Origin of the sequence: Actinosynnema pretiosum (assembly GCF_024171695.1) — a bacterium.
Lineage (GTDB): Bacteria > Actinomycetota > Actinomycetes > Mycobacteriales > Pseudonocardiaceae > Actinosynnema > Actinosynnema pretiosum.
The window spans coordinates 34,122-50,013 of the sequence record NZ_JAMTCF010000002.1; the positions used below are offsets into that span (position 1 = coordinate 34,122).

Consider the following 15,892-nt stretch of genomic DNA (forward strand, 5'->3'; position numbering starts at 1 on the left):
CCGACCCTGAGGAACGTTCCCCCCGATGCGTACCAGCTTCGTGTTCAGCGAGGTCGTCACCGGCCTGCGCCGGAACGTCACGATGACGATCGCGATGATCCTCACGACCGCGATCTCCCTGTTCCTGCTCGGTATGGGTCTGCTCGTCGTCCGGATGGTCGACAAGATGCAGGCGAACTACCAGGGCAAGCTGGAAGTCGCGGTCATGATGACCAACGACGTCAGCGCCAACGACAAGGACTGCACGCAGGACCCGTGCTCCGGACTCCGCAGCAAGCTGGAGAGCACCTCCGGGGTCGAGTCCGTGGTGTACGAGAACCGCGAGCAGGGCTACGAGCGGTTCAAGACGATCTTCGAGGCGCAGCCCGAGCTGGTGAAGCTCGCCCGCCCCGAGGCCATCCCCGCGACCTTCCGCGTCAAGCTGGAGGACCCCGACCGCGCCGACGTGATCGTCAAGGCGTTCACCGGCGAGGCGGGCGTCAAGTCGGTCAGCGACCAGGGCGAGTTCCTGTCCCGGCTGTTCGACGTCCTCAACGGCGTGCGCGACGGCGCCCTCGGACTCGCCGCGCTCCAGGCGTTCGCCGCCCTGCTGCTGATCTCCAACACCATCCAGGTGTCGGCGTTCACCCGCCGGACGGAGGTGGGGATCATGCGGTTGGTGGGCGCGACGCGCTGGTACACGCAGTTGCCGTTCCTCATCGAGGCCGTGGTCGCGGGCATCATCGGCGCCGTGCTCGGCGTCGCCTGCCTGATGCTCTTCAAGGTCACCGCGCTCGACTCGGTGCTCGGCGACCTGTTCACCTCCGGCATCCTGCCGCAGCTCGGGATGCTGGACATCATGGTCATCTCGCCGGTCCTGCTCGGCGTGTCCGTGCTGATCTCGGCGCTCACCGGCTACGTCACCCTCCGGTTGTACGTGCGCCTATAACCGCTGGCCCGCTCGCGTAAGGTCTTCAGCATGGTCAAGGAACGCGGTCAGAAGGTGATCGCGTCGAACCGCAAGGCTCGGCACGACTACACCATCCTCGACACCTACGAAGCCGGCGTCGTGCTCGTCGGCACGGAGGTCAAGAGCCTGCGCATGGGCAGGGCGTCGCTGGTCGACGCCTTCGGGCAGGTCGACGACGGCGAGGTCTGGCTGCACGCGCTGCACATCCCCGAGTACGTGGCGGGGACGTGGACCAACCACGAGGTGCGGCGCAAGCGCAAGCTGCTGCTGCACCGCCAGGAGATCGAGAAGCTCATCGGCAAGACGAAGGAGAGCGGCCTGTCGCTCATCCCGCTGTCGATGTACTTCAAGGACGGCTACGTCAAGGTCGAGCTGGCGCTGGCGAAGGGCAAGAAGTCCTACGACAAGCGCCAGGACCTGGCCAAGCGCGACGCGCAGCGGGAGATCGCCAAGGCCCACGGCCGGGCGCTCAAGGGCAAGGGCGGCCGGTACTAGGCCCCGACCTCTTCCGCGCAGGCACGCCGAAGCGCCCCCGGACTCCTCCGGGGGCGCTTCTCGTCTTCTCGGGCCCGTTCTCAGGCCCGGCGTCTCAGGCCCGGCCGAGGTAGGTGAGCACGGCCCGCACCCGCCGGTGTTCGGCGGTGCTCGGCTCCAGGCCCAGCTTGCTGAAGATGTTGCCGACGTGCTTCTCCACCGCGCCGTCCGACACGGTCATCTCCGCCGCGATCGCGGTGTTCGACAGGCCCTGCGCCATCAGGCCCAGCACCTCCCGCTCCCTCGGCGTGAGCGAGTCCAGCGGGTCGCGCTTGCTGCGCACCATCAGCTGGGTGATCACCTCGTGGTCGATGCTCGTGCCGCCCTCCGCGACCCGGCGCACCGACGCGACGAACTCCGCCACGTCCGCCACCCGCTCCTTGAGCAGGTAGCCGACCCCGCTCGCGCCGCCGACCAGCAGGTCGACCGCGTAGCGCTCCTCCACGTACTGCGACAGCACCAGCACCGGCAGTCCGGGGACCAGCCTGCGGGCCTCGATCGCCGCGCGCAGGCCCTCGTCGGTGAACGTCGGCGGCATCCGCACGTCCACCAGCGCCAGGTCCGGCCGGTGCTCGCGCACGGCGTCCAGCAGCGCCGCCCCGTCCTCGACGGCCGCGACGACCTCGATCCCCTCGTCCTCCAGCAGCCGCTGCACCCCCGTCCTGAGCAGCACCGAATCCTCGGCGATCACCACGCGCACGGCAGCTCCGTCCTGATCGATGTGGGGCCGCCGACCGGGCTCACCACGGTGACGACGCCGTCGATCGTCGCAGCCCGGTCGGCCAGCCCCGCCAGGCCGCCCCCCTGGCGCACCGAGGCGCCGCCCCGGCCGTTGTCCACGACCTCCACCACGACGGACGTGTCGGTGCGCGAGACCGCGACCCGCGCCCGCGTGGCGCCGGAGTGCTTGGTGATGTTGGTGAGCGCCTCGGCGACGGTGAAGTAGGCGGTGCTCTCCACCGCGGTCGGCGGGCGCGGCTCCACCTTCACCGACACCTCCACCGGCACCGAGCAGCGGGCCGCCAGCGAGGACAGCGCCGCGTCCAGGCCCCGGTCGCCCAGCACCGACGGGTAGATGCCGCGCGCGAGGTCCCTGAGCTCCGAGATCGCCAGCTTCGCGTCCGCGTGCGCCTCGTCGATCAGCGCCCGCACCGCCTCCGGGTCGCTGCCCAGCTTGCTCTTGGCGCGGCCGAGGCTCATCGCCACCGACACCAGCCGCTGCTGCGCGCCGTCGTGCAGGTCCCGCTCGATGCGCCTGCGCTCGGCCTCCGCGGCCTCGACGCCGCGCGCCCGGCTCGCGTGCAGCCGCTGCGCCTCGGCGGTCAGCTCCGCCGTCCGCGACGGCCCCAGCAGCACCCGCACCAGCCAGCCCTGCCAGCGCGCGGCCGTGCGCAGGCCGTGCAGCAGCACCAGCCACAGCAGCCCGCCCAGCAGCGCGGCGGGCAGGCCCGAGTACCAGGAGTCGATCAGCCACTCCCGGCCGCCGCCCAGGTCGACCGCGATCGCGAACGGCAGCCAGAGCGTGGCCAGCGGCAGCGCGACCAGCACCACCGCCGCCACCGACGCGGCCAGCAGCACGACGAACTGCACCACGCGCGGCAGCAGCACCAGCACCTGGAACAGCAGCGCCCGCCACGCGGCGGCGTCCCGCACCGGCCCCCACACCCACCAGAACCGCCCGGACGGGCGAAGTCGTGGCGCGGGCGGGTGAACGTCGACCCCCAGCACGGCCCTGGCCAGTCCGCGCTCCGAACCCCCGCTGGCCCGCGCCAGCACCATCGCGAGCGCCAGCAGCGGCAACCCGACCAGCACCGGCGCCGTGGCCACCCCCACCAGGACCAGCGGCACCAGCAGCAGGCACCACACCACCCCGGTCACCGGGGCCAGCAGGAAGTACCCCGCAGCCCGACCCGCGTCCGGTCTCACCCGCGCCGTCATCAGCTCCCCGTCCTCGGCGGTCCGCTCCCGGCGGTCCGCTGACCCCAGCCTGCGACCCCAGCCTGCCCCCTCCGACCAGCCGGAACCATGAGGCGCACCGCCGCTTCGCGGTAGGGGCAGCCCCACCGGGGCACGGGGAATGAAATCAGTGGCGCGGGGCGTTATGATGGTGGAGTCAGGTACCCGACCAGGGGGTGAACGGTTTCGACTTTGTACGTCGATTCAAGGGAAGCGTGCCGGTGCAGGCGAGAGACCACCGCAAGCGTCATCGCAAACCAATAAGCGCCAAGTCTAACGACCAGCGCGCGTTCGCCCTCGCCGCCTGAGGCTAGGAGCAACGCTGTCGGCCCGGAGGAGCCTCCGCTCCGGTCGCCGGCATCAGCTAGGAGGCTTCACCTCCGTTCCCGGTCACGGGGAGCGGTTGGGACACCCACAGTGACTGGGCCTGTCACGACGTCTTGTCCGCGTGATCGTCGGGGCCGAGCAGAGGCATAGCGGACTGCGCACGGAGAAGCCTTGATGAGCCGGCAGAGGACCCGGGTTCGATTCCCGGCACCTCCACTCGGTGGATGGCGAGTGCTCGTACTCTTCGAGCACTCGCCATTCCTCGTTCCGGGTGTTTTCCGGGGGCCGAGCCCCCGGACCCCGGCCGGGCGGCTTCGCCCCCGGACCCCCTTGCGGTGGTGCGGTGAGCGGTTATCTCCGGGCGGGTGGGGCTGTCATCGGGTCTTCGGGCCAGCGGTGTTTCGGATAGCGGCCACGCAGTTCCGCTCTCACTTGCGGGTAGCCCGTTTTCCAGAAGGACTCCAGGTCTCCCGTCACCGCCGTCGGACGTCCCGCCGGGGTGAGCAGGTGCAGGACCACGGGAATTCCGGCGACCGTCGGGGTTTCGGTCCAGCCGAAGACCTCCTGGACCTTCACCGGCAGAGTCGGCGGGGTGGTGGAGTAGTCGATGGCGATCTTCGAGCCGGACGGGACTTCCAGGCGGTCCGGGGCCAGGGCGTCGAACTTCGCCGCCGCTGGCCAGGGCATCGCGGCTTGCAGCACGTGGTCGGCTTTCAGCTTCCCCAGGTCGGACTTGCGGCGGGCGTTGCCCAGGTCGACCAGGGGCAGCAGGGCCTCGTCGGTCACCTCCGGCCACGGGGCTCCCAGGACCTCGTGCAGGAACGCCAGGCGCTGCCTGGTTCGGAGTGCCGCAGGTGTCCACGCCAGCAGACCCAGGCCCTCCGCCGCCAAACCCGCCCGCAGCGCCTGCTGGAGGTGCGCGGTACCGGTCAGCTGGGTGGTGGACAGCGGGATCGCGCCCAGGTGGCGCACTCGCCTGGCCACCACGTCGCCGTCCCAGGCGATCTCCTCGCGCTCGCCCAGCAGCGCGGGCGCCGCCTGCACGGCCAGCTGCTCGTCCGCCCGCGCGGCCAGCCTGATCCGGGCGTGGGTCCGGCCCGGCTCGCGGTCGGCCACCGCGATCGCCAGCCACTCCGCGTCCGCCAACCGGCTGCCCTGCGGCAGTTCCGCCGCCGTGCCGCCCGCCATCAGGTAGACCGGGCTGCCCGGCGCGCGCCTGCGGGCCAGGCGCTCCGGGTGCGCCAGGGCCACCACCAGCGCCTGGTCGCCGTTGCCCGACGTCCTCGGGATCAGCTTCGACAGCCTGCCCACCTCGCGGCGGTCCGCGACCCGGCCGGTGATGTCCTCGCCCGAGCCCCGGTCCTCGTCCAGGATCGCCACCACCTCGGTCGCCGTCGCCGAACCGGCCAGCTCGCCGCCGTCCAGCAGCGCCCGCGCCAACCTCGGGTGCAGGCCCAGCGCGGACATCCGCGTGCCCCGGTCGGTCACGTGGCCGTCGCGCAGCGCGCCCAGGTTGCGCAGCACCGACTGCGCCGCGTCCAGCGCGCCCCTCGGCGGCGCGTCCCACCAGGACAGGCCCTCGCCGTCCGGGGTGCCCCAGCACGCCAGCTCCAGCGCCAGCGAGGTCAGGTCCGCGCTGCGGATCTCCGGCTCCGGGTAGCGCGGCAGGGTGGACTGCTCGTGCTCCGGCCAGCACCGGTACGCCCGCCCCGGCGCCTCCCGGCCCGCCCGGCCCGCGCGCTGGTCGGCCACGGCCGCGCTCACCCGCACGGTCGCCAGCCCCGCCAAGCCCCTGCGGTGGTCCACCCTCGGCACCCGCGACAGGCCCGCGTCCACCACGGCGCGCACGCCGGGCACGGTCAGGCTCGACTCGGCGATCGACGTGGACAGCAGCACCCGCTGCTCGCGCCCGACCCGCAGCACCGCGTCCTGCGCGGCGGCGGTCAAGCGGCCGTGCAGGACGTCCACGCGCAGGTCACCGCCCCGGAACAGGGCCGCCACCCGGCGGATCTCCGGCACGCCCGGCAGGAACACCAGCACGTCCCCCGGCGTCTCCGCGACCGCCTTCCGGATCGCGCGGGCCACCAGGGCCTCCGAGCGCTCGTTCTTCTGCGGCGGGACGTGCAGCAGCTCCACCGGGTGCGTCCTGGCGTGCGCGGTCAGCACCGGGACCCCGCCCATCAGCTCCGCCAACCGGTCCGCCGCGACCGTCGCCGACGTCGCCAGCAGCCGCAGGTCCGGGCGCAGGCCCGCGCGGGCGTCCAGGAGCAGCGCGAGCAGCAGGTCCGCGTCCAGGTGCCGCTCGTGGCACTCGTCCAGCACCACCGTGCCCACGCCCGACAGCTCCGGGTCGTGCTGCAACCGGCGCACCAGCAGGCCCGAGGTGACCACCTCGATCCTGGTCGACTTCGAGACCTTCCGGTCGCCGCGCACCGAGTACCCGACCGTCGCGCCCACCGGCTCGCCCAGCAGCGCAGCCATCCGGGCCGCCGCCGCCCGCGCGGCGATCCGGCGCGGCTCGGCGATCACCACCCGGCCCTCCAGCGCCAGCGGCACCAGGGTGGTCTTGCCCGTGCCCGGCGGGGCGACCAGCACGGCCGCGCCCCACCCCGACAGGGTCTCGATCAGTTCGGGCAGCACCGCTCGGACCGGAAGATCTGGCAACTCCACGGGGGTGAGTCTGCCAATGTGGGAGGAGGGGGTGGTCGACGTGGGGATCAGGGGAGCGCTCGCGGTCGCGTTAGCCGGGACCGGCGTGGTCAGGGCGGTGGGCACGGCCGCCGCGTGGCGGAAGGTCGAGCGGTTGCCCGCCGGGGTCGTGGACGAGGCGCTGGTGACCGTCGTCGTGCCCGCGCGGGACGAGGAGGCCAACCTCGACCGGTGCCTGCGGGCGCTGCGCGCGCAGGCGCACGAGCGGTTGCGGATCACCGTGGTGGACGACGGGTCGACCGACGCCACGGCGGCCATCGCGCGCCGCCACGCCGAGGCCGACCCGCGCGTGCGGGTGATCGGCTCGGCCGGGCCGCCGCCGGGGTGGGCCGGGAAGGTGCACGCGCTGCACGTGAGCGCGCGGGCGGCCGAGGGTGAGTTCCTGCTGTTCCTGGACGCCGACACCGAGCCCGCGCCCGAGCTGGTCGGCAGGCTCGTCGCGGCGGCCAGGCGGTGGCGGGTCGACCTGGTCTCGGTCGCGGGCCACCCACCCGCGCGCGGGCACTCCTGGTGGTCGCTGTTCGCGCCCGTGACCGAGTCCCTGATCACCGTCGCCTCACCGGACGGCTCGCGCGGGCGCGCGCTCGCCGTGGGGCACTGCGTGCTGGTCAGGCGGGTCGCGCACGAGCGGTCCGGCGGGTGGGAGGTGATCCGGGGCACCGGGGTGGACGACCTCGGGTACGCCTCGCTCGTGCGCGACACCGGCGGGCGCACCCGGTTCGCGGACGCGTCGGGGGCGCTGCTCGTGCACGGCGTCGACGGGGTCGGGGCGGCCTGGAGGTCGGTGACCAGGAGCTCCGTCGCCCTGGTCGCCGAGACCGGGGGAGGGGCGGTGCTGTTCGGGGCCGCCGCGCTCGCCCAGCTCGGGCACGGGGCGCTGCCGGTGCTGATGGCGGTCCGGGGGCGCGGGGCGGTGCGCTGGGCCGGGCTGGTCGCGTGGGCCGCGCAGGCCGCCACCACCGCGATCTACCTGCGGCGGGTCGGGCAGCCGGTGGCGCGCGCGGTGCTCGCCCCGGTCGGCACGACCGCCTTCGGCGCGCTGCTGGCGCGGGCCACCTGGCTGGCCGGTCGCGGCGGTGCGCTCTGGAAGGGGCGCGACGTGCGAGGGTGAGGGGGTGGTTGACCCGTTGCACGACCCCGACGACCCCGAGCTGCTCGACCCGTACCGGGCCCGTGACCTGGCCGGACTCGTGGAGAACGCCCGCCTCGCCTCCGGCGCCGTGCGCTACGGGCGGATCGGCGCGGTCGGCTGCGCGCGGGTGGTGGTGAACCCGGACAACCCGCTGCCCGGCGGCAACCACGCGTGCGCGCTCGACGGGACGTCCGCCGAGGTCGCGGGCACGCTCCTGCGGCTGGAGCGCAGCTTCGCCGACGTCGGGCGGGCCGAAGCTGTGGTGTACGCCTCACCCACGACCGTCGCCGAGATCGAGGGCATCGCCGACGACGCGGGCTGGTACGCCGTCGAGGAGCTGCTGACCGTCGTGCACCGCCGCCGTCGCGCGGCGCTCTCGGGGTCCGCGCAGGTCAGGACCGCCGTGGACGCCGACCTGCCTCAGCTCGCCGAGCTGCTGGCCGATGACCTGGGCATGGGTGGCAGCCACAAGCTCGTCCGGCACCTCGGGCAGCGGCTGGACGACCCGCGCTGCGCGCTCCTGGTGGTCGACGACGGCGACCGGGTCGGCGGGTTCGCGGCCGGGTTCGGCGAGCACCGCGTCGGGCTGGTCGAGCAGGTCGTGGTGCGGCCCGCCCGCAGGCGGCGGGGCATCGGGTCCGCGCTGGTGAACGGGGTCGTGTCGGCCCTGTGGGACGCGGGCGCGCTGCTGGTGTCCGCCCAGGTCGCCGAGGGCGGCTCGGGGGAGCGGTTCGCCGAGGCGTGCGGCTTCGAGGCGGCCTACCCCGTCACGGCGTACGCCCGTCGGGTGGACGAGCTGCTCGACTGACCGGGGGAGCGCTCTCCGGAACAGGGGCCGTTCAGGGGCGGGGTCGCCACCCCGACGAGTGAACTGTCACATATCCTTAGGGCAGCTAATAAAAACCAAAGATCGAGAAAGAGGCGCTGCTGTGCTGGGGAGAACGACGGAGCGGACAGCGCAGCGGCTGCCCGCCGAGGTGTGGGTTCTGGTCGTGGCGAGCTTCATCATCGCCATCGGCTTCGGGATCGTCGCACCGGCACTCCCGATCTTCGCTGACAGCTTCGGCGTCGGGTCCACCGCCGTCGCGCTCGTGATCAGCTCGTTCGCGGTCGTGCGCATCCTGTTCGCCCCGGTGAGCGCCAAGCTCGTCACCCGGTTCGGCGAGCCCAAGACGTACATCGCGGGCATCATCATCGTCGCCCTGGGCACCGCGGCCTGCGGTTTCGCCGTCACCTACTGGCAGCTGCTGTTCCTGCGCGCGTTCTCCGGCATCGGCTCGACCATGTTCACGGTCGCCTCCGTCGGCCTGCTCATCCGCATCACCCCGCCCGCCCAGCGCGGCCAGGCCACCGGTCTGTGGTCCACCGGCTTCCTGCTCGGCAACATCTTCGGCCCGATCATCGGCGCCGCCCTCGTCGGCGTGTCCGTGCAGCTGCCGTTCGTCAGCTACGCCGTCGCCCTGCTCGTCGCCGCCGCGTTCGTGTGGTGGTTCCTGCGCAAGTCCACGCTCGCCGCGCTCGACCCCTCGGCCCAGCCGGAGAGCCCCGTCACCGTCCGCCAGGCGCTGCGCAACAGCTCCTACCGCGCGGCGCTCGCGTCCAACTTCGCCAACGGCTGGGCGGTGTTCGGCCTGCGCGTGTCGATGGTGCCGCTGTTCGTGGAGAAGGCGCTGCACGGCTCGCCCGAGATGGGCGGCATCTCGATGTCGGTGTTCGCGGTCGGCAACGTGTGCACGCTCATGGTGTCCGGCAAGCTCTCCGACCGCATCGGCCGCAAGCCGCTCGGCATCGCGGGCCTGGCCATCTCCGCCGCGGGCACCCTGTGGTTCGGGTTCAGCACGAACGTGCCGGTCTTCCTGGTCGCCTCGTTCGTGGCGGGCCTGGGCGCGGGCCTGCTCAACCCGCCGCAGAACGCCGTGGTCGCCGACGTCATCGGCCCCAAGGGCAAGGGCGGGCCGCTGCTGGCCACGTTCCAGGTCATCGCCGACCTCGGCGCCATCGTCGGGCCGCTGCTCGCGGGCCTGCTCGCGGACAACTTCTCCTACACGACGGCGTTCACCGTGACCTCCGGGATCATGGTGGTCGCCCTGCTGATGTGGATCACCATGCCGGAGACGTTGGTCAAGGAGAGCACGACGGCGGAGACCGTCGCGGCCGAGTCGGGCACCCTGGACGAGGGGCCGGAGGTGCCCACCGGGGAGCGCGTCGCCGGACGTCCCAGGCAACCAGAGGCCTAGGGCTCAGGTTCCACTCAGCATCCCCGGCTAACCTGCGACGCAGGTCGTAGCGGGAAGGACGTGCTGACGTGGGTGGGGCTGAGCGCAACGCTCGGAAGAAGAAGCAGGCCCAGCGGGCGGCGGCCTCGGCCGTCGCCGCCAGCCGCAAGGCGAGTGACCGGAACAAGGTCGTCGCCGGGGTCGCGATCGTGGTGGTGCTGGCGCTGGTGGTCATCGGCGGCGTGATGTGGCAGGGGGCCTCCAAGTCGACGGAGAACGCCCAGCTCGTCGCGACCGGGGCCAAGGGCACCAACGCGCCGGTGGAGCGCGAGGGCGGTGTGGTGACCGTCGGCAAGCCCGACGCGAAGGTCACCATCGACGTCTACGAGGACTTCCTCTGCCCGGTGTGCGGCGTGTTCAAGGAGAAGTACGCCGACCAGATCCGCACCCACGTCGAGGCGGGCGAGCTGCGGGTGAACTACCACCTGCTGCCCATGCTGATCCGCATGTCCTCCCCGGAGGGCTACTCGCGCGACGCGGCCAACGCCGCGCTGTGCGTCGCCGACGAGGGCAAGTTCTCGGAGTACCACGACCGGCTGTACGCCCAGCAGCCCGAGGAGGGCGAGGCCGGGTGGACCAAGGACCAGCTCAAGCAGCTGGCGGTCGACCTGGGCGTGACGTCGGAGGACTTCAAGTCCTGCGTGGACAGCGGCAAGCACGAGGCGGACGCCAAGGCCGAGCTGGACAAGGCCAACGCGACGGACTTCTTCAAGGGCACCCCGACCGTCACCAAGGACGGCCAGGAGCTGGACGCCCTCGGCGACTCGGAGTGGCTGTCGAAGCTGTTCGCCTGAGTTCTGGCTTCTAGGCCCTAGAGGCCCGGCACCGGCGGCTGTCCCGCGCTCCAGCGGGCCAGCCGCCGCGCTTTTCCGGTCTCCGACCGGGGCACCGCGCCGTGCGCCACCACGTGCACCGCGCAGGTGAGCCCGAGGCGGGCCTTGAGCCTGGTCTCCAGGTCGTCGGCCACGTCGTGCTCGCTCTCGACCACGACCCGCAGCTCGGGCCGCTTCTCGACCCGCCGGTCGTCCACGACGAGGTAGTGCGGGCTGACCCGCTCGTCGGCCAGGACGACCGCCTCGACCTCGCTGGGGAACACGTTGACCCCGCGCACCACCAGCATGTCGTCCCGCCTGCCGAGGGGCTTGCCCATGCGGCGGAGCGTGCGCGCGCTGCGCTGGGCGGGCCCCGCGAGCACCGCGACGTCCCCGGAGCGGTAGCGCAGCAGCGGCATCCCGGTCTTGGTGAGGGTGGTGAACACCAGCTCGCCGGGCGTGCCGTCCGGCACCGGCAGCCCGTCCTCGTCCACCGCCTCCACGAGGAAGTGGTCCTCGGCGACGTTGAGCATCCCCTCGGAGTCGAGCGACTCGCAGGCCACACCGGGCCCGATCACCTCGGACAGCCCGTAGACGTCGAGTGCCCTGACCCCCAGCAACTCCTCGATCTTGTCCCGCATGGCGTCCGTCCAGGGTTCGGCCCCGAAGAGCCCCACCCGGAAGCTGCTGGGCACGTTGGCCTCCCTGAGCGCCTCACCGAGGTGGATGGCGTAGGAGGGCGTGCAGCAGAGCACGTCGGGCCGGAGGTCGGCGACGAGCCGAACCTGCCGCTCGGTCATGCCACCCGACAGCGGGATCACCCGCGCGCCCAACCTGAGCCCCCCGTGGTGCACCCCGAGCCCACCGGTGAACAGCCCGTACCCGTAGGCGTTGTGGACGGTGCTTTTTGCGGTCACCCCCGCTCCGCCGAGCGCACGGGCCATCACCTCGGCCCAGACGCTGACGTCGTTGGCCGTGTACGGGATGAGCGTGGGCCGTCCCCCGGTCCCGGAAGACCCGTGCACGCACACGATCCGGTCATCCACCTGGAACCCGAACGGGTAGTGGTCCCAGAGGTCCTGCTTGGACACCGTGGGGAGGAGGTGGAGCTGGTCGAGCGAGATGTCGTCGGCGTCACACAGCCCGGCGTCCCGCAGTCGGGCGGCGATCACCCCGTCGGCGCGGAGGAGCCGCCGAACGAGCTCCCGCAACCTGACCTGCTGCATCTCCCGCCGGAGGCCGGGGTCCATCCCCTCGGCGCCGGGCTGGACGAGGACGGCGGGGGCGTGCGCGTCGCTGCTCACGCGTACCGGTCTAGCAGCCGAAATGGGGTGGGGGTACCCCCGATTTTTCTTCTGGTGGGTGCATGATGTACGGTATTGACACACGGGAACGGCGGGGCCAACCGGCCGGGAACGTGGAGTAACGAGCACGGGGCTGTGGCGCAGCTGGTAGCGCATCACACTGGCAGTGTGAGGGTCAGGGGTTCGAGTCCCCTCAGCTCCACAAATGAATATAGCATACAAATCGCCCGCTGACCTGCGGTAATGCAGGTGGCGGGCGATTCTGTTTTTGTGTCTACTGTGGACTGCCGGTGCCGCTCTGGAGCAAATCTGGAGCAGGCGGTCGCTCCGCACGAAATGTTGTCAGCTTTGTGCTCCAGGTCTCTGTGACCCGGTCGGGTGGTTCTGCCCAGGGGGACTTTCGGTCGCCGTAGCCACCCCAATGTTCGACGCTAGTACAGATGCCCAGGATGGTCCTGTGGGACTGTCAGCGGGCGCCTGGTGCCCGAACCCATGGTTGGTCGGTCCCTGAGCGTCCGTTCTGCGCCATGTGTTGTCGTCGGCCCCTTGCCGCCCCCTCGAGCGCGCCGAGCCGCGCCCCCTCGGGAAGCGGTTGCTTGGCCGACGCGCGCTCGGTGACCTCCCCGAGTCGGTACGACGAACTCACGAAACATATGACTGATGCTCATGTAAATAATGTGGCGTTTGGAGAAACTTTTTCGTCCAACTGCGCGATACAGCCCTCGACAGCACAGCGAACGAGGTGGTCCACATGGGTGTCGAGGCCTTCGGTATCGAGAAGGAGTTCCTGAAGGACCTGCTCACCCAGGTGGACAGAGGCGAAGCGCAGCTTCCCGAGTTCCAACGCGGCTGGGTGTGGCCCGACCGCAACATCGCCAGCCTGATCGCCTCGATCTCGCTGGGCTATCCGGCGGGCACCGTCATGATGTTGAAGCAGGGTGGCGACGTCCGCTTCAAGACCCGTTCCGTCGAGGGAGCGCCGCAGGCCAGCGCCGTACCCGACCGGCTGATCCTGGACGGGCAGCAGCGGTTGACCTCGCTCTACCAGTCGCTGTTCCGCGAGGCCCCAGTGGAAACCCACGACGTCCGCGGCAACACCTCGCGCGGCTGGTTCTACATCGACATGGAGAAAGCCCTTCTGGGAGACGGTGATCGCGAGGAGGCCGTGGTCTTCGTCCCCGAGACCAAGATCCGCCTGGACTTCCGTGGGCAGGCCCTGTTGGATCTGTCCACGCAGGAGCAGGAGTTCACGCATCGCATGTTCCCGTGCACCGCTGTGTTCCACTCGATGCAGTGGATGATGCGGTTCATCCAGCACTCGCCCGAGCGCCAGTCGGAGAACCTGGAGCTGTGGAGCAAGTTCCACGAGGTCGTGGTCAAGCGGTTCGAGCAGTACCAGCTGCCGGTGATCGAGCTGGGCAAGAGCACGCCTCGCCAGGCGGTGTGCCAGGTCTTCGAGAAGGTCAACACGGGCGGCGTCACCCTGACCGTCTTCGAGCTGCTGACCGCCACCTTCGCGGCCGATGACTTCGACCTCCGCCAGGACTGGGCCGACCACCGTGCGCAGTGGGCCGGCAAGTACGGCCTCCTCTCCGAGGTCGCCAACACCGACTTCCTGCAAGCGGTCACCCTGCTGGCCACGTACGAACGCCACCGCGCCGCCGTCGAGACCGGTCGGGACGAAGCCGCCGTCCCGCGCATCGGCTGCCGGCGGGCGGACATGCTCAACCTCACGCTCCCCGAGTACCGCAAGTGGGCGCCTGCCGTGACGGACGGCCTCAAGTCGGCCGCCCAGTTCCTGCACTCCCAGCACATCTTCGACACCAGGTTCCTGCCCTACGGCAGTCAGCTCATCCCCATGTCCGCCATCTTCAGCCTGCTCGGCACCAAGGCTGAGACCGTCGGCGCACGACAGAAAATTTCGCGTTGGTACTGGTCCGGTGTGTTCGGCGAGCTCTATGGCGGCACGACCGAAACGCGCTTCGCGCGCGACGTGCCCGAGGTCGTGGCCTGGGTGACCGGTCAAGGGGACGAACCCCGCACTGTTCAGGAGGCCCAGTTCTTCTCCAGTCGCCTCTGGTCCCTGCGGACCCGCGGCTCCGCCGCCTACAAGGGCCTCTACGCGCTGCTGCTCAAAGCAGGGCCGGTCGACTGGGGCACTGGGTCCGACATGTCTGACGAGAACTACTTCGACAATGCCGTCAACATTCACCACGTGTTCCCCAAGGCGTGGTGCGAGAAGCAGGGGATCAGCCCTGCCGATTACAACTCCATCGTCAACAAGACGCCGCTGACCGCCCGCACCAACCGGATCATCGGCGGCCGGGCACCTTCCGTGTACCTGCGTGGACTCGCCAAGACCGCGGACGCCACACCTGAACAGGTGGACCGGAACGTGGAGTCGCACCTGATCTCGGCGACCGACCTGCGCAACGACGACTTCGACGCCGCGATGAGGGCTCGGCAGAGGGCTCTGCTCACCCTCATCGGCGAAGCCATGGGCAAAGGCGCGCAGATCGACACCGAATAACGCGACTCCGTCGATCATTTCGTGGTTCATCCTCTGTCGGTGCGACTTAACTCACCGGTAATTGAAGGGCAACACCCATGAACATAACCATGCCGACCAGCGCTGTCGAAGGAATCCAGCTGACGGTCACCCCGTTCCGCCCGGACGCGGTGATCGGCACGATGGGGCTGCCCACGCTCCTGCAACTCGTCCCCTCACCGAAGACCGAGGAGGATGCTCGCGCGCTCAAGTACGCCTCGGGCGTCCTGCGCAGGCACGCAGAGGTGCGAGGCATGGTGCAGCGGATGTTGAAGGCCACTCAGAAGGGGCGCAACGTCACTTCCTACGCCTCCTACATCGCTTCCGGTGTGAACGGCGATCACGGCTCCGCCTGGTCCACCCCGCCGATCACGCTGTGGCTGGATGGCAAACCGGGCGCGATCAGCGATGAGCTCGTGCCGGGCACCGGGATCAGCACCATCACCGTCGTCGCGGGCTCGCCGGTCGTCGCCATCGACGGGGAGACGCAGGTGACCGCCTGGCACGAGCTGTACGACGACCCTGAGCGCTTCGGCTGCTCCTACGAGAAGCTGAACGTGGTCCGCGTGCCGTTCGAGTTGTACTTCGGGTTGAGCGTCGAGGACGCACGGCAGATCTTCTACGACCGCAACGTCGAGGGCGTGCCGGTGGCCAAGAACCTGGCCATGTCCATGGACCAGCGAGACATCGGCACGCAACTCGCCAACCGCGTCGCCGAGGCCGTCAAGGTCGAGCACGAGGGCAAGATCGTGCCGTTCAGCAAGCTCGTGCAGGCGCGCAAGCGGCAGCTGACCAAGCGCGACCCCGAACTCGTCACACTTTCCGCCATGCGAGTGCTGGTGATCACCGCGTTGCACGGACGCGGGGGACTGGCTCTGTCCTCGTCGACCATCTACGAGAACGACCTGCCGAGTGGAGTCTCGGCCCGGCAAGCAGAAGAACAGCTCGTTCCACTCCTCTCCCGGGTCATCAGCGCCCTGTATCCGCACTTCGCCTCCAGGAGTGCCGTCTCCGCTCCGGCTGTGCTCGCGGGGTTGGGGATCGCCGTGCACCAGGCCACCGGGTGGTCCACCTCGGGAAAACTGCTGACCGTCGACGAACTCACCGAGCTGCTGGAGTCTGTGCACTGGGAGCGTGAAGCTCGCTACTGGGATGGTGTAGCTGCCAGTGCCAACGCCAGCGGAGTGCTCAACTTCGGTGGAGGTGCGAAGGACTCCGGTGGGCGTGTCGCAGACGCCCTCCTGCACCCCGACACCGAGTACGGGCGCAAGGTCCGAGGCTGGTCGACTGCCTGAGCAGAACTTCTGCCAAAGCAGGACGCGTCAACGTTCATTTCGGTGCATCC

Annotated in this window: 12 protein-coding genes, 1 tRNA gene and 1 other RNA gene; 10 read left to right on the forward strand and 4 right to left on the reverse strand. The window is 70.7% G+C overall.

Annotation, left to right across the window (positions count from 1 at the left end; all coding sequences use genetic code 11):
- The first annotated feature begins 25 nt into the window (after positions 1 to 25).
- Both ftsX and smpB read left to right on the forward strand, forming a co-directional pair.
- Positions 26 to 928, forward strand: a complete 903-nt coding sequence (gene ftsX, locus LV78_RS03470) for a permease-like cell division protein FtsX (RefSeq protein WP_253843279.1) — start codon at positions 26 to 28, stop codon at positions 926 to 928.
- 30 nt (positions 929 to 958) lie between these two features.
- Positions 959 to 1,444: an SsrA-binding protein SmpB gene (gene smpB, locus LV78_RS03475; RefSeq protein WP_012783568.1), complete on the forward strand. Its 486-nt coding sequence runs from the start codon at positions 959 to 961 to the stop codon at positions 1,442 to 1,444.
- A 94-nt stretch (positions 1,445 to 1,538) separates the two neighbouring features.
- On the opposite strand, the gene LV78_RS03480 is transcribed toward smpB, so the two are convergent.
- Together LV78_RS03480 and LV78_RS03485 are read right to left on the reverse strand one after the other, a co-directional pair.
- Positions 1,539 to 2,183: a response regulator transcription factor gene (locus tag LV78_RS03480; RefSeq protein WP_253843280.1), complete on the reverse strand. Its 645-nt coding sequence runs from the start codon at positions 2,181 to 2,183 to the stop codon at positions 1,539 to 1,541.
- Positions 2,171 to 3,421 carry a sensor histidine kinase gene (locus LV78_RS03485; protein ID WP_253843281.1) on the reverse strand — a complete coding sequence of 417 codons (1,251 nt, stop codon included), beginning with the start codon at positions 3,419 to 3,421 and terminating at the stop codon, positions 2,171 to 2,173. Before LV78_RS03485 ends, LV78_RS03480 begins: the two co-directional genes overlap by 13 nt.
- A gap of 190 nt (positions 3,422 to 3,611) precedes the next feature.
- Between LV78_RS03485 and ssrA the strand changes: the two genes are divergently transcribed.
- Positions 3,612 to 3,985, forward strand: a transfer-messenger RNA (tmRNA) gene (gene ssrA / locus LV78_RS03490).
- 132 nt (positions 3,986 to 4,117) lie between these two features.
- On the opposite strand, the gene hrpB is transcribed toward ssrA, so the two are convergent.
- The gene (hrpB, locus tag LV78_RS03495) at positions 4,118 to 6,436 is read right to left on the reverse strand and encodes an ATP-dependent helicase HrpB (protein ID WP_253843282.1); all 2,319 of its coding nucleotides are present in this window, start codon (positions 6,434 to 6,436) and stop codon (positions 4,118 to 4,120) included.
- A 31-nt stretch (positions 6,437 to 6,467) separates the two neighbouring features.
- Between hrpB and LV78_RS03500 the strand changes: the two genes are divergently transcribed.
- The 4 genes from LV78_RS03500 (at position 6,468) to LV78_RS03515 (ending at position 10,677) form a co-directional block, all read left to right on the forward strand.
- Positions 6,468 to 7,586: a glycosyltransferase gene (locus LV78_RS03500; protein ID WP_253843283.1), complete on the forward strand. Its 1,119-nt coding sequence runs from the start codon at positions 6,468 to 6,470 to the stop codon at positions 7,584 to 7,586.
- A gap of 4 nt (positions 7,587 to 7,590) precedes the next feature.
- Positions 7,591 to 8,415, forward strand: coding sequence for a GNAT family N-acetyltransferase (locus LV78_RS03505; protein WP_253843284.1), 825 nt, complete (start codon positions 7,591 to 7,593; stop codon positions 8,413 to 8,415).
- 121 nt (positions 8,416 to 8,536) lie between these two features.
- Positions 8,537 to 9,844 carry an MFS transporter gene (locus LV78_RS03510; RefSeq protein WP_253843285.1) on the forward strand — a complete coding sequence of 436 codons (1,308 nt, stop codon included), beginning with the start codon at positions 8,537 to 8,539 and terminating at the stop codon, positions 9,842 to 9,844.
- A 68-nt stretch (positions 9,845 to 9,912) separates the two neighbouring features.
- On the forward strand, positions 9,913 to 10,677 hold the full coding sequence (locus tag LV78_RS03515) for a DsbA family protein (RefSeq protein WP_253843286.1): 765 nt from the start codon (positions 9,913 to 9,915) through the stop codon (positions 10,675 to 10,677).
- A gap of 17 nt (positions 10,678 to 10,694) precedes the next feature.
- Here the strand turns inward: LV78_RS03515 and LV78_RS03520 are convergent, their stop codons facing one another.
- Positions 10,695 to 11,999 carry a phenylacetate--CoA ligase family protein gene (locus LV78_RS03520; protein WP_253843287.1) on the reverse strand — a complete coding sequence of 435 codons (1,305 nt, stop codon included), beginning with the start codon at positions 11,997 to 11,999 and terminating at the stop codon, positions 10,695 to 10,697.
- Positions 12,000 to 12,128: 129 nt separating this feature from the next.
- Between LV78_RS03520 and LV78_RS03525 the strand changes: the two genes are divergently transcribed.
- From LV78_RS03525 to LV78_RS03535, 3 genes are all read left to right on the forward strand, one after another.
- Positions 12,129 to 12,201 (forward strand) — tRNA-Ala (locus LV78_RS03525).
- 549 nt (positions 12,202 to 12,750) lie between these two features.
- Positions 12,751 to 14,529 (forward strand): GmrSD restriction endonuclease domain-containing protein, encoded by a 1,779-nt coding sequence (locus LV78_RS03530; RefSeq protein WP_253843288.1) that lies wholly within the window; start codon positions 12,751 to 12,753, stop codon positions 14,527 to 14,529.
- Positions 14,530 to 14,606: 77 nt separating this feature from the next.
- Positions 14,607 to 15,842, forward strand: a complete 1,236-nt coding sequence (locus LV78_RS03535) for a DNA sulfur modification protein DndB (RefSeq protein WP_253843289.1) — start codon at positions 14,607 to 14,609, stop codon at positions 15,840 to 15,842.
- The last annotated feature ends 50 nt before the right edge of the window (positions 15,843 to 15,892 follow it).

Bases quoted from the DNA above. Each gene is read 5' to 3' on its own strand.
- ftsX (WP_253843279.1), top strand. From the start codon at position 26: ATGCGTACCAGCTTCGTGTTCAGCGAGGTCGTCACCGGCCTGCGCCGG.
- smpB (WP_012783568.1), top strand. From the start codon at position 959: ATGGTCAAGGAACGCGGTCAGAAGGTGATCGCGTCGAACCGCAAGGCT.
- LV78_RS03485 (WP_253843281.1), bottom strand. From the start codon at position 3,421: ATGACGGCGCGGGTGAGACCGGACGCGGGTCGGGCTGCGGGGTACTTC.
- LV78_RS03530 (WP_253843288.1), top strand. From the start codon at position 12,751: ATGGGTGTCGAGGCCTTCGGTATCGAGAAGGAGTTCCTGAAGGACCTG.
- LV78_RS03535 (WP_253843289.1), top strand. From the start codon at position 14,607: ATGAACATAACCATGCCGACCAGCGCTGTCGAAGGAATCCAGCTGACG.